General features: G+C 66.6%; 14 protein-coding genes. 10 read left to right on the top strand and 4 right to left on the bottom strand.

All coding sequences use genetic code 11. The features are described 5' to 3' along the window. Positions 1-144: 144 nt before the first annotated feature. Complete coding sequence (locus ACSQ3M_RS24095; RefSeq protein ID WP_436152610.1) at positions 145-846, top strand: 2OG-Fe(II) oxygenase; 702 nt, start codon at positions 145-147, stop codon at positions 844-846. Positions 847-855: 9 nt separating this feature from the next. On the opposite strand, the gene ACSQ3M_RS24090 is transcribed toward ACSQ3M_RS24095, so the two are convergent. The 4 genes from ACSQ3M_RS24090 to ACSQ3M_RS24075 form a co-directional block, all read right to left on the bottom strand. Continuing rightward, complete coding sequence (locus tag ACSQ3M_RS24090; RefSeq protein ID WP_436152609.1) at positions 856-1,404, bottom strand: NUDIX hydrolase; 549 nt, start codon at positions 1,402-1,404, stop codon at positions 856-858. A 98-nt stretch (positions 1,405-1,502) separates the two neighbouring features. Then, the gene (locus tag ACSQ3M_RS24085) at positions 1,503-1,904 is read right to left on the bottom strand and encodes a c-type cytochrome (RefSeq protein ID WP_436152608.1); all 402 of its coding nucleotides are present in this window, start codon (positions 1,902-1,904) and stop codon (positions 1,503-1,505) included. 83 nt (positions 1,905-1,987) lie between these two features. Further along, on the bottom strand, positions 1,988-2,860 hold the full coding sequence (locus ACSQ3M_RS24080) for an alpha/beta fold hydrolase (protein WP_436152607.1): 873 nt from the start codon (positions 2,858-2,860) through the stop codon (positions 1,988-1,990). A 318-nt stretch (positions 2,861-3,178) separates the two neighbouring features. Beyond that, complete coding sequence (locus tag ACSQ3M_RS24075) at positions 3,179-3,766, bottom strand: helix-turn-helix domain-containing protein (RefSeq protein WP_436152606.1); 588 nt, start codon at positions 3,764-3,766, stop codon at positions 3,179-3,181. Positions 3,767-3,901: 135 nt separating this feature from the next. On the opposite strand from ACSQ3M_RS24075, the gene ACSQ3M_RS24070 reads away from it, so the two are divergent. From ACSQ3M_RS24070 to ACSQ3M_RS24030, 9 genes are all read left to right on the top strand, one after another. Next, positions 3,902-4,657 (top strand): ABC transporter substrate-binding protein, encoded by a 756-nt coding sequence (locus tag ACSQ3M_RS24070; protein WP_436152605.1) that lies wholly within the window; start codon positions 3,902-3,904, stop codon positions 4,655-4,657. Between the two features lie 107 nt (positions 4,658-4,764). After that, entirely contained in the window at positions 4,765-5,427 is a 663-nt protein-coding gene (locus ACSQ3M_RS24065) for an amino acid ABC transporter permease (protein ID WP_436152604.1), read from the top strand. Continuing rightward, complete coding sequence (locus ACSQ3M_RS24060; RefSeq protein WP_436152603.1) at positions 5,424-6,155, top strand: amino acid ABC transporter ATP-binding protein; 732 nt, start codon at positions 5,424-5,426, stop codon at positions 6,153-6,155. The genes ACSQ3M_RS24065 and ACSQ3M_RS24060 overlap by 4 nt, the downstream gene beginning before the upstream one ends. Positions 6,156-6,432: 277 nt before the next feature. Continuing rightward, a complete protein-coding gene (locus tag ACSQ3M_RS24055; protein WP_436152602.1) occupies positions 6,433-7,734 on the top strand; it encodes an NAD(P)/FAD-dependent oxidoreductase in 1,302 nt (433 codons plus the stop codon). A 31-nt stretch (positions 7,735-7,765) separates the two neighbouring features. Further along, positions 7,766-9,310: a xylulokinase gene (locus tag ACSQ3M_RS24050; protein ID WP_436152601.1), complete on the top strand. Its 1,545-nt coding sequence runs from the start codon at positions 7,766-7,768 to the stop codon at positions 9,308-9,310. Positions 9,311-9,425: 115 nt separating this feature from the next. Continuing rightward, positions 9,426-10,205 (top strand): SDR family NAD(P)-dependent oxidoreductase, encoded by a 780-nt coding sequence (locus ACSQ3M_RS24045; RefSeq protein ID WP_436152600.1) that lies wholly within the window; start codon positions 9,426-9,428, stop codon positions 10,203-10,205. 2 nt (positions 10,206-10,207) lie between these two features. Beyond that, on the top strand, positions 10,208-11,149 hold the full coding sequence (locus ACSQ3M_RS24040; protein WP_436152599.1) for an ABC transporter permease: 942 nt from the start codon (positions 10,208-10,210) through the stop codon (positions 11,147-11,149). A gap of 33 nt (positions 11,150-11,182) precedes the next feature. Beyond that, on the top strand, positions 11,183-12,124 hold the full coding sequence (locus ACSQ3M_RS24035; RefSeq protein ID WP_436152598.1) for a sugar ABC transporter substrate-binding protein: 942 nt from the start codon (positions 11,183-11,185) through the stop codon (positions 12,122-12,124). 106 nt (positions 12,125-12,230) lie between these two features. After that, the gene (locus tag ACSQ3M_RS24030) at positions 12,231-12,998 is read left to right on the top strand and encodes an ATP-binding cassette domain-containing protein (protein WP_436152597.1); all 768 of its coding nucleotides are present in this window, start codon (positions 12,231-12,233) and stop codon (positions 12,996-12,998) included. Position 12,999 lies beyond the last annotated feature (1 nt).

Raw genomic sequence — 12,999 nt, 5'->3', positions numbered from 1 at the left:
CGCCGCAGCGGCTCGGCCGGCTTCCTGCCGGGCAGAAACCGGGTGTCGCGCGCCGCCGCCGCTGCGTTTCATCGCTGCCAACGAGACTGGTGAAGGACGTGGAACATGGCGACGGCGGCACTCCGTAGGACGGATGGACAGGCGATGGATGAGGTCGTGACCGCTCTCGACTGGCGGCGGATCGAGAGTGAGCTCGACGAGCATGGCGTCGGCCTGACTGGGCCGTTGCTCGATGCGGAAACCTGCGCCGCGCTGCGCGCGCTCTATGCCGAGCCCGGGCATTTCCGCAGCCGCATTGTCATGGCGCGCCACGGCTTCGGCCGCGGCGAATACCAGTACTTCGCCCACCCGTTGCCGGATGTGATCGCGGCACTACGCCCGCTGATCTATGCCCGGCTCGCACCGATCGCCAATCGCTGGAATGCGGCGCTCGGCATCGATCAGCGCTACCCGGAGACGCTCGACGATTTCCTGGCGCTCTGCCATGCGCAAGGACAGGAACGACCGACGCCCCTGCTGCTGAAATACGGCGCCGGCGATTACAACTGCCTGCACCAGGACCTCTACGGCGATCTGTTCTTCCCGTTCCAGATGGTGATCCTGCTCTCCGAGCCGGAGCGGGATTTCACCGGCGGCGAGTTCACCTTGGTTGAGCAGCGCCCGCGCATGCAGTCACGGCCGGAGGTGGTGCCGCTGCGGCAGGGCGAGGCTGCGATCTTCGCTGTGCAGCATCGGCCGGTGCAGGGGACGCGCGGGGCTTATCGCGTCAATCTGCGCCATGGCGTCAGCCGGGTGCGTTCGGGCGAGCGCTATACGACCGGGCTGATCTTCCACGATGCGCGCTGATGCAAGCCGTCAGGACGCCTTGAACCTCAGGCCGCGAAGGATCGCACCCAGCGCCGGCTCGTCGACGAGGTCCGCCGCATCGGCCTGGGTGAACCACTGGCAGCGGCGCTGTTCCTGCTCGGGCCAGGTCGGAAGCTGGTCCGTCACCGCGAGCAGATAGAGCCTGACCTTGCACAGCACGAAGTCGCGCGTGCGCCGCTTCCAGTAGGTGTAGCGACCGACAGGCTTCTTGCCGACTTCGCCGAGCAGACCGGCTTCCTCCATGGCTTCGCGCGCGGCGGCTTCATGGCTCTTCAGCCCGCGAATCGGCCAGCCTTTCGGCACGATCCAGCGCTGCGTCTCCCGCGTCGTCACCAGCATGATCTCGACAGCACCGTCCAGCCGGTGCCGATACGGGATCGCGCCGATCTGAACCTTCGGCCCCGCCGCCCGCTTGCCGCTCGCCGCCTTTGCTGCCCTTACCGACTTCCCCATGCGCCCTCCGGCGGCAGCATATGGTGATTCGGGGGGCGGCTTGCCAGTTGATTTTGTAGCCGGCAATGCTTTTTCGCGCGACATGTCGGCACCTGGCCCGCTCGCTATCGTTGCGCGGGCCGGTGTTTCCGCCGTTCTTGGGTAATGATGAACTGGAAGAGCTCTCAGCCCGCAGGCCGCTTTCAGAGCTTCTTGCCGTCCTTGCCGAACTGCTTGAGGAAGGCGGTGAGGTCGGCGATCTCTTTTTCGTTCTTGATGCCGGCGAAGATCATCTTGGTGCCGGGAATCTTGGCCTTCGGGTCCTTGATGTATTCGGCGAAGACCGCCTCGTCCCAGGTGATGTTGGCGCCCTTGTTGGCGGTCGAATAGCTGTAGCCCTCGACCTCGCCGGTATGGCGCCCGAACAGGCCGTTGAGCTGTGGGCCGACCAGGTTCTTGGCGCCCTCGCCGAGCTGATGACAGGCCCGGCACTTGTTCCAGGAGCGCTCGCCGGCGGAGACATCCTGCGCCGAGGCGGGGGATGCGGCCAACGCGGCGAGGGTGAGCAGGGTGGCGCTGGCGATCAGTCTCACAGGCAGCCTCATCGGGTCGTCTCTCCTCAGTCTAGACTCCTTCTGAGATAGCGCAGCCTGCTGCGTTGAATACGGGGCAGTTCGTCGCGGTGCCGCTACAGGGCCCCGATCCATTCGGCGACGTTGGCGGTAAAAGCATCCGGGCGGGAGATCGGGAAGAAGTGTCCGCCTGAATCGAGCAGCGTCTTGCGTGCTCCGGGCATGGCAGCCGCGAGCTCTTCCTGCAGGAAGGCGGGCACGATCAAATCGTCGCGGGCGCCGAGGATCAGTGTCGGCAGGGCGATCTCCCCAGCCCAGCTCGAGCCGTCGAAGGCGTGCAGCGCATTGATGCGTTCGCGCACCACCTGCTTCGCCTCGGGCGAGGCGGGCGCGGCGGCGACGGCTGCCTCGTAGGCGCTCCAATGCGCTTCGAGCCAGGTCGGCGGGTACGCCATCAGCGCCGCGGTCGCCGCATAGGCGCGCGGGTGCTGGTCGAGGATAGCGAGGCGGGTCTCGAACAGCGCGGTCATGTAGCGGTTCTGCTTCAACCAGCCGCCGCTGATGATCAACCCGTCGAGCCGCTCCGGCGCCTGGCGGGCCAGCGACAGGCCGATGCAGCCGCCGGTCGAGTGGCCAAGCACGGTAGCACGTTCGATGCCGGCGGCATCGAGCACGGCGAGGCAGTCACGCGCCAGCTGGTCGATCGTGCAGGGGGCGCTGCCGCGGTCGCTGGCGCCGATGCCGCGCTGGTCGAAGCGCAGCACCTTGAAGGAACGCGCCAGCGTCGCGGCATTGTCGTCCCAGAAGGCGGCGCTGCCGGCGAGCCCGCTGACCAGCAGCAACGGCCGGCCCTGGCCCTGCGAAAATGCGCGCAGCATCGCGCCATCGGGCAGCTTCACCCGAAATTCGCCATCGATCTCGGCCGGCCTGGCCGCACCGGCGGTGGTTCCATCGGGGGCGTCGTGCTGGTGCCGTCGCGCTTGTGTCATGGCTGCTTGTCCTCTGGCGCGGGAAGGCTGGCTGGCTGTCCGGGAGGGAGGGCGCGATCGTTCGGCGCCGATGCCGCCGGCACATTGATCTGGATCACACGGATCGTGTGCCGCTGCGGCCCGGATGCGGAGCCCAACGGGACGGTCTTGCTGGCGGCTTGCCCTGCCATGCCGACCTCCCTTGCGTTTCCCTGGTCAACGATCATGCCGGGAGGAGCGCTGTGTCCAGCCGCCTTTCCTCATGGCGGCATTGGCTTAGACGCAGATCGGGCTATCAGGAAAGAGCGTTGTCATGCGTTCAACGCATGCAGGTGTCAGCTACAGGCAGTTGACCCAGAGCACGCGGGTGACGCCGTTATGCTGGTTGGCGAAGCGGTGCGGGCGTGAGGACAGGAAGCGGAAGCTGTCGCCCTCGTGCAGGACCCAGCTCTCGTACTCGACATTGAGCAGCATGGTGCCGCTGAGCACCAGACCAGCCTCCTCGCCATTATGGATGTAGTGCTCGTCGCCGGTGCTGGCGCCTGGCTCCATCTCGACGATGAAGAGGTTGAGCTTTGCGCCCTCCGCCTGCGGGGTCAGCAATTGCTTGCGGATGCCGGAGCGCCAGAGCTGCAATTCGCCGCGATTGGTCTGGCGCACGATGGTGGCGGTCGGGTCGGCGCTCCGTGTGTCGGCAGGGAAAAGTTCGGAGATCGCGACGCCGAGTGCGTCGGCAACGGCGGCCAGCACCCGCAGCGTTGGCGAGGACAGGCCGCGCTCGATCTGGCTGAGGAAGCCGATCGACAGCCCGGTGCGGCTCGCGAGCTCCTCCAGCGATAGCCGGCGGGCGCGCCGGAGCTGGCGCAGCCGCGCTCCGATCTCGCGGTCGACATGCAGATGCGGCAGGTCGGTGGCAGGCAGGCTCATCGCGATTCCTTCTTAGCCTATTTCATGTGCATGAAAATCGCTTGCCGGCAAGATCGTCCTATGCTCGTATCTTCATGCTCGTGAAAATTCGAGCTGGCGCCTTTGCGGTGCACGGACAAAATAGGGGACATTGCTATGGAACGCCGGACCTTCCTGACCTTGCTGGCTGGAGGCGCTGCCGCCACGGCCGTATCACCGGCCGCCGCCCAGTCCGTCCTCAAGGTCGGCTCGACGCCGACGGGCATGCCGTTCACCTTCCTCGACACCAAGACCAACACGATCGAAGGCGTGATGGTCGACCTGGTCAAGGCGATCGCCGCCGCTTCCGACTTGAAGGTCGAGGTCGAGGGCATGCAGTTCTCGACGCTGGTCGCCTCGCTCACTGCGAGCAAGATCGATCTGATCTCGGCGGCGATGTACATCACCCCGGTGCGCAAGGAGGTGATCGACTTCTCCGACCCGATCTACACCTATGGCGAGGGCCTTTTGGTCCCGGCCTCGGACAAGAAGGATTATGTCGAGCTCGCCGACATGAAGGGCTACACAGTCGGTGCCCAGATCGGCACCGCCTATGTCGAGGTGCTGCAGAAGACCGGTCTGTTCTCCGAGGTGAAGCTCTACAAGACCTCGCCGGACATCCTCGCCGACGTCAATGCCGGCCGTATCCAGGCCGCCTTCGCCGACGCGCCGATCATGGCCTATACGCTGAAGCAGGGGCAGTTCCCGAACGTCCGGCTGGTCAAGTCCTACAAGCCCATCATCACCGGTTCGGTCGGCATCGGCGTGCGCAAGAGCGACGGCGAACTGCTGAAGAAGGTCAATGCCGGCCTCGCCAAGGTCAAGTCTGACGGCACGCTCGACAAGATTCTCGCCAAATGGGGGCTGGAATAAGCGAGCCGGAGACATGTCGGCCTACGCCTCGGCCGGGTCCTGTGCGATCCGGCTGACGGGGTTGAGGCCGATCCATCGCCGCGACCTTCCCGTGACGACGAGCTCCGATGCAAGCTTTTCTGCGTGATGCTGCCCAATTCCTGCCTCTGCTCCTGCAGGGGCTGAAATTCACCATCCTGGTGACGCTCGGCTCGCTGGCGTTGTCGACTGCGCTCGGCCTCGTCTGGGCGCTGATGCGTGTGTCCGGCATCGGCTGGCTCGCCTTCGTCGCGAAGACCGTCGTCAACATACTGCGCGGCATCCCGATCCTGGTGCAGCTGTTCTACATCTACTTCGTCTTCCCCGAGTTCGGCTTGGCGCTCTCGGCACTGCAGGCCTCGATCATCGGGCTCGGCATCGCCTATTCGGCCTATCAATCCGAGAATTTCCGGGCCGGCATCGAGGCGGTCGACCACGGCCAGATCGAGGCGGCACAGTCGATCGGCATGGGCTGGGGCATGATGATGCGCAGGGTGATCCTGCCCCAGGCGGTGAAGATCGTGCTGCCGCCCTACGGCAACATCATGATCATGATGCTGAAGGATTCCTCGCAGGCCTCGACGATCACCGTCGCCGAGCTAACCCTGCAGGGCTCGCTGATCGCCTCCTCGACCTTCAAGAACATGACGGTCTACACGCTGGTCGCGCTGCTCTACCTCTCGATGAGCCTGCCGCTGATCGCCTTCGTCGGCTGGTTGGAACGCCGCTTCGGCAAGGGAGCCAAGCGATGATCGAGCTCTCCGGCGTCACCAAGAGCTTTGGCAGCCATCAGGTGCTGAAGGGCATCACGGGAAGCGTCCAGCGCGGAGAGGTCGTCTGCCTGATCGGCCCGTCCGGTTCCGGCAAGTCGACCATCCTGCGCTGCATCAACGGGCTCGAAGCCTATGATGGCGGATCGATCCTGATCGACGGCGCGAAGGTCGACCGCGCCGACCGCTCGATCGTCGGCATCCGCACCGCGATGGCGATGGTGTTCCAGCGTTTCAATCTGTTCCCGCACCGGACCGCGCTGGAGAACGTCGTCGAGGGGCCGATCCATGTGAAGAAGGAGCCGCGGGCGCAGGCGCTCGAGCGCGGGCGCGATTTGCTCGCTCGCGTCGGCCTTGCCGATAAGCTCGGCGCCTATCCGGCCCAGCTTTCGGGTGGCCAGATGCAGCGCGTCGCCATCGCCCGGGCGCTCGCCATGCAGCCCAAGGCGATCCTGTTCGACGAGCCGACCTCGGCCCTCGATCCCGAGCTCGTCGGCGAGGTGCTCGGCGTGATGAAGAGCCTCGCCGAGGACGGCATGACCATGCTGGTCGTCACCCACGAGATGGGCTTTGCCCGCGAGGTCGCCGACCGCGTGCTCTTCCTCGATGGCGGCGTCATCGTCGAGGAGGGCGCGGCACGCGAAGTGCTGAGCGCGCCGCGCAATCCGCGCACCCAGGATTTCCTGCGCCGCGTGCTGAAGCCGATCTAAGGGATACCAAGAGCTCCTAATGGAATCTGGAGGGGTCTCGATGGGCTTTGGAGGAGCCGAATGCCAGGAGAAGCGCGCAGCCGATATCCTTCGATATCGGCGAGCAGATTCGACGCCGCAGGTGGCCCTCCAAAGCCCACCTTCGGCGCCGGGAATTCGACCGCCCGCGGCGTCGCGTCGCTTGTCGATACCAACGGTATCGACGGCGCACCGCTCCTGGCGGACCGGACGAATTGCCGGCGTCGAGACCCCTCCAGATTCCATTAGGAGCTCTTAGATGGCCGAGCCCTTTCCGCTGCAGCCCTCGCTCTGGCATGCGACGGCTCCAGCAGCGCCGGAAACGCCGCCGCTCGCGGGCGATGTCCGGGCCGATGTCTGCATCGTCGGCGCCGGCTATGCCGGCCTCTCGACGGCACTTCACCTGGCAGAAGCCGGCGTCTCGGTCGTCGTGCTCGAGACGCACGAGCCGGGCTGGGGCGCTTCCGGCCGCAATGGCGGGCAGGTCATCCCCGGCATCAAATACGATCCATCCGAGATCGTCTCCAAATACGGTCCTGAGGCCGGCGAGGCCCTGGTCTCGTTCGTCGGCTCGACGGCAAACCTCGTCTTCGGGCTGATCGAGAAGCACGGGATGGATGTGCCGTATCGCCGCGCCGGCTGGGTCCAGGGCGCGCATACGCCGGCCATGGTCGAGACGGTGAAGCGCCGGGCCGAGGAATGGAGCATGCGCGGCGTCGGCGCCCGCTTTCTCGACGCCGATGCGGTCGGTCGTCTGATCGGTACCGACCGCTATCTCGGCGGCTGGCTCGACCCGCGCGGCGGCGGCGTCCAGCCGCTGGCCTATGCCCGCGGCCTAGCCAGGGCGGCGCAGCAGGCGGGCGCTGCGATCCACGGCCAGAGCCCGGTGACGGACTTACGCCGCGATGGCGGCAACTGGGTCGTGCGGACTGCGCAGGGTGCAACGGTCACCGCGCCGCGCGTGGTGATCGCGACCAATGGCTACACCGGCGACCTCATTCCGAAATTGCGCCAGACGGTGATCCGGCCGAATTCCTTCATCGTCGCGACCGAGCCGCTCTCCGACAATCTCGCTGGCACGATCCTGCCCGAGGGGCAGGTGACTTCGGACACCCGCCAGCTCCTGCTCTATTTCCGCAAGGATCACGAAAACCGCCTGCTGATGGGCGGGCGCGGGCCCTTCCGCGAGCCGCGCGATGCCGCCGACTGGGCCCATCTCGAACGCGTCATCGGCAAGATGTATCCGCAGGCCAAGGGGCTGCGTTTCGATTATCGCTGGTGTGGCCGCGTCGCGCTGACCCGCGATTTCCTGCCGCATCTGCACGAACCGGAGCCGGGACTGCTCGTCGACATCGGCTGCATGGGCCGCGGCATTGGCTTGCAGACGGCGATGGGCAAGGCCATGGCCGAGTATCTGCACAGCGGTGACAGGACGCGCCTGCCTTTCCCGGTCGTGCCGATCGCGCCGTTGCCGCTGCATGCGCTGAACGAGCTCTATGTCTCGGCGATCATCGCCTGGTACCGGTTGACCGATGGCGGTATGAAGGATCGCGCCGCTTGACCATGGCTCGTTCCTGACGCAGGGCGAGGGCATGAGCATCGTCCTCGCCTGCGATCTTGGCGGCACTTCGTTCCGCGCCGCCCTCGTCGATGAAACCGGCGCTACCTGCGCCCAGCACGCCATTGCCGGGCCGGCGAGCCATGATGACCGCTCGGGCCGTTCCGAGATCGAGCCTGATGCCTGGTGGAAGCTGCTGACAGAGGCTTGCTCCGGGCTGGCGGCAGAAGCACCGGCACTGTTCGACGCGGTCGAGGCTGTCGCGATCTGCGGCGTCACCCGCACCCAGGTCTTTCTCGATCGGGATGGCTGGCCTTTGCGCGCTGCCATGACCTGGAAAGATACGCGCGCGGACGCAGTCGCGGCAGGCCTGCGTGCGCGGCTCGATCCGGCCCATCCGGAGAGCGCCGCGATCAACGCCTTCCACCCGCTCGCCCGCCTGGCCTGGCTGCGCGAGGAGGAGCCGGAGGCTTTCGCCGAGCTCGCCTGCCTGCTCGAGCCGAAGGATTATCTCAATTTCCGCCTGACGGGCCGGCAGGCCAGCGACCCGGTCTCGATGGCACGGTTGCTCACCGCAGCAGCACCGCATGACGGCCGCGACCTGCTGGCGGCCGCCGGCATCCCGGCGTCGATCTTGCCGGCGATGCTGGAGCCCTGGGAGCAGGTCGGCGGGGTCCAGCCCGGCTTGCCCGCGCCGTTCGACCGTCTCATCGGCAAGCCGGTTTTCTGCGCCTCGAACGACACCTGGGCGGCGGTGGTTGGCCTCGGCGCCATGCGCGAGGGTTTCGCCTACAACATCTCCGGCACCACCGAGGTGCTCGGTGTCGTCGGCCGCGAGCCGGCGCGGGCGGAAGGCCTGCTTACTGTCGACTGGCGCGGCCTGTTCCAGCTCGGCGGCCCCAGCCAGACCGGCGCCGACACTGTCTCCTGGCTGCTGGCGCTGCTCGGACGCGACGGCGCCGATGTCGGGCAGGAGATCGATGCGCTGCTTTCCGGTCCGCGCCAGCCGCAGCCCCTGCTCTTCCTGCCCTATCTCCAGGGCGAGCGCGTGCCCTATTGGGACCCGTCCTTGCGCGGCGCCCTCATCGGGCTGAACCGCCAGCACGGCCCGGCCGATCTCGCCTTTGCCGTGCTGGAAGGCGTCGCCTGCCTCAATCGGATCGTGCTGGAGCGAGCTGAGACCGCACTCGGCCGAGTTGCGACCGAAATCCGCTTCGGCGGCGGCGCTGCGGCCAATCCGGTCTGGAGCCAGATCAAGGCCGATCTCTGCGGTCGGCCGGTCGTCGTTGCGGCCTCGAAGGAACCGGGCTTGCTCGGCGCTGCGATCGTTGCTTTCACCGGCCTCGGGCGTTTCGCCTCGCTCGCGCAAGCACAGGAGGCGCTCGTCACGGTCGCGCGCCGTTTCGAGCCCGATCCTGCGCGCAAACCGGCCTATGATGCGCTGTTCGCCCTGTTCCGCCAGGCTGAAGCGGCGCTCGCGCCGATCTCGCGCGATCTCGTCGCCGCCGCGCAGGAGGGCGGGCCGCTCGCCGGTCTCGCGCGTCATGCGTCTGCGGCCACGGTCCTGCACGTCGATTGACGTTGCGGCTGAAGGGCTTGCGCCTTACCCAAATGGAACCAATCCGCCGAGAGAGGTCCATGTCACTCCCGCGCCGCGTCGTTGCGTTTCGCCTCTCCGTCGGCAAGGCAACCTGATGCCGAAGCCCGTCACCCTGATCACGGGTGCTTCCGGCGGCATCGGCGGCGCGCTCGCGATGACGCTCGCACCCGGACACAGGCTTGTCCTCTCAGGGCTGGAAGCCAGTCCGCTGGTCGAGCTGGCTGATCGCCTGCAAGCCGAAGGCGCCGAGGTTGCCGCCATGACCGGCGATGTCCGCGACCGCGATCTCGCCGGGGCGCTGGTCGAACTCGCGGTCGAGCGCTTCGGCCGGCTCGACAATCTCGTGACCGGCGCCGGCGCCTCGCGGCCGGTGCCGATGGTCGAGATGGAGGACGAGGAGTGGGACAGGCTCGTCGACATCAACCTCTCTGCCGTCTTCCGCGTTTCCAAGGCCGTGTCGAAGCGGTTGATCGCGCAGGGTGAGGGCGGCGCCATCGTCCACATCTCCTCGATCGCCCATAGCAATGGTGGCGCCAATCTCGCCTATGGCTCGGCCAAGGGCGGCGTGGCGACGCTGACCTACGGCATGGCCCAGCAGCTCGGCCGCCATGGCATCCGCGTCAACGCAGTCGCGCCGGGCATCATCGACACGCCGATGGTGCGCGGCGGCTTTGCCAAGGAATTCAACGCGCTGGTCGAGGGCGCCTCACAGCGCACCCCGCTCGGGCGGCTCGGCCGGCCGGAGGATGTCGCCGGCGTCATCGCCTTCCTGCTCTCGCCGGCAGCAGCCTTCGTCACCGGCGCGCTGATCCCGGTCACCGGCGGCATCGAGATCCTCTCGCCGATCTCGGCGATCGCGACAGGGAACGCCTGACGATGCGCGAGATCATCGGCCGTTACGGCACTGCGCTCGCCGGCCTCGCCCTGATCATCTTCTTCGTCGTCTTCGCACCGAACTTCGCGACGACGATGAACGTCGTCAACGTGCTCAAGGATACGAGTTTCCTCGCCATCCTGGCGCTCGGCTTCGCGCTCGCCTTCACCGTTGCCGAGCTCGACCTCTCGATCGCCGAGATGGCGAGCCTGTCCGCCGTGGTCTGCGGCTGGCTCGTGCAGCTGCAATATCCACCGCTGGTCGCGGTCGCGGCGGCGCTCGCGGTCGGCGCGCTGCTCGGGGGGCTCAACGGCTACGGCGTCACCGTGCTGCGCATCCCCTCGCTGATCATGACGCTCGGCACCGCGGCGATCGCCAAGGGCTTCGCCTTCATGATCACGCAGGGCATTGCCTTCGTCGGCCGCTGGCCGGTGAGCTTCACCGGGCTGGCGCGCGGCTATACCTTCGGCATCCCCAATCTCGTGCTCTGGCTGACGGGCGTCACCCTCTTTGCCTGGGGCCTGGTCAAATGGACCCGAACCGGCGCCCATATGGTCGCGACCGGCGAAGCCGACGAGGCAGCGCGGCTCTCCGGCATTGCGACGGGGAAGATGAAGCGCATCGGCCTGCTGCTCTCCGGGATCCTCGCCGCGATCACAGCAGTGCTGCTCGCCGCCAATCTGTCCTCGGCCGCGCCGAACATGGCGGGCGATTACCTGCTCTACGCCATCGCCGCCGTGCTGCTCGGCATGACGATGTTCGAGCCGGGCAAGCCGAACGTGCCCGGCACGGTCTTCGCTGCTTTGGTGCTGAAAGTGCTCGGCAACGGCTTGGTGCTGCTCGGCGCGCCCTATTACGTTCAGGACATCGTGCTCGGCGTCATCATCATCGGCTCGGTCGCCTTCTCGGCCAGCGTGATGAAGAAGGCGGCGTTCAAGGTCTGACAGGTCACAACGATAACAAGGGGAGAGGTTGTCATGGTCGGTTTGAAGAGAGTTGTGCTGGCGGCGGTTGCCGTCATCGGCCTGGGGCAGGGGGCACAGGCTTTCGAGCTCGGTGTCATCGGCTTCCAGTTCTCGTCGGAGACGCATGCCCGCGTCGCCAATGCGGCCACCGCCGCGGCCAAGGCCAAGGGCTGGAACGTCACGCTGCTGAACTCGGAAGGCGCGCTGCCCAGGCATGCCGAGCAGTTCGACGCGCTGATCGCCAAGAAGGTCGATGCGATCATCATCGCTATGGGCAAGCCGGTCGAGGCGGACGCCCAGTTCAAGGCGGCCAAGGACGCCAAGATTCCCGTTATCACCGTGCAGTCGGGCTCGAGCCCGCACGCGCTCTTCGACATCCAGACCAACGAGTACAAGGTCGGCGCCGAAGCGGCGCTCTATCTGCTCGGCCAGCTCGGCTATCAGGGCAATATCGTCACCGCCCGCTTTGACCTCAACGTCGCCTCGCGCATTCGCGGCAAGCTGCTTGACGCGGTGCTCTCCGAGAACCAGGGCGTGAAGGAGCTCGGCAAGTTCTCGATGGCCCGCACCCAGAGCTGGCGCGACGATGTCCGCGCCGGCATGCAGGCGCTGCTCTTGCAGAACCAGGGCAAGATCAACGGCATCTGGGCCTCGTTCGACGGCCAGGCCTACATCATCGACGATCTCTTGCAGGCGCAGGGCGTGAAGAAGGGCCAGATCCCGCTGGTCTCGGTCGATGGTGGCAAGGAGACCTATGCCCGCATCGCCGACCCGGCCTCGACCTTCATGGCGACCGTCTCGATCCCCTTCGAGGAGATGGGCAAGCAGGCGGTCGACGCCATCCAGGCGATCGTCGTCGACAAGAAGCCGAAGGAGACCATCGCTGCCGGCCCCTATCTCTTCACCGAGGCCGTGCTGGTCGACAAGAGCAACGTCCAGCAGTTCCTGAAGTGACCAAGGCCGTCATGCTCGGCCTTGAGCCGAGCATCTCTTCCCGGAGATTCTCGGCTCTGCGCTTCGCTTCGGCCGAGAATGACGCTCTGCATTGAGCAGGACAGCTATGACCTCTCCCGCCACCCCCATCCTCTCCCTCCGCGGCATCGGCAAGAGCTACGGCCCGGTCGTGGCGGTGCGAGAGGTCGATCTCGACATCTTTGCCGGCGAGGTCGTCGCCATCTGCGGCGACAACGGCGCTGGCAAGTCGAGCCTGATCAAGGTCGTCTCCGGCGCTGAGGAGGCGACGTCGGGGACGCTTCACATGCGCGGCAAGGAGGTCGTCTTCGCTTCGCCGCATGATGCGCTCAGCCATGGCGTCGCGACGATCTACCAGGATCTCGCGCTGGCGCCGCGGCTCTCGATCGCGCAGAACGTCTTCATGGGCTCCGAGCTGACGAAGGCTGTGCTGCTGCCCTTCCTGCGCGTGCTCGACAAGAAGAGGATGGCGCAGGAGGCGCGCGGCTTCCTCAAGCAGCTCTCGGTCACAGTCGAGGATATGGATCGCCCGGTCGAGCGGCTCTCCGGCGGCCAGCGCCAGGCGGTGGCGATCTCGCGCGCGCTGCGCTGGAAGGCCGAGGTCATCATCATGGACGAGCCAACGGCCGCGCTTGGCGTCAAGGAGACCGCGCTCGTCCTCGACCTGATCCGCAAGCTCAAGGCGGATGGCAGGACGGTGCTGCTGATCAGCCACAATATGCGCGACGTGGTCGCGCTCGCCGACCGGGTGGTGATCATGGGCGCCGGCCGAAAATACGTCGATCGCCCGCTTGGCGATCTCACTGCCGACGATCTCAGCCATATGATCATGGCCGGCAACGCCAAGGCTGCGTGAG

Origin of the sequence: Allobosea sp. LjRoot90 (assembly GCF_964254315.1) — a bacterium.
GTDB lineage: Bacteria > Pseudomonadota > Alphaproteobacteria > Rhizobiales > Beijerinckiaceae > Allobosea.
The sequence above is the reverse complement of the archived record's forward strand: the minus strand, read 5'-3'. Positions and strand labels throughout refer to the sequence as shown.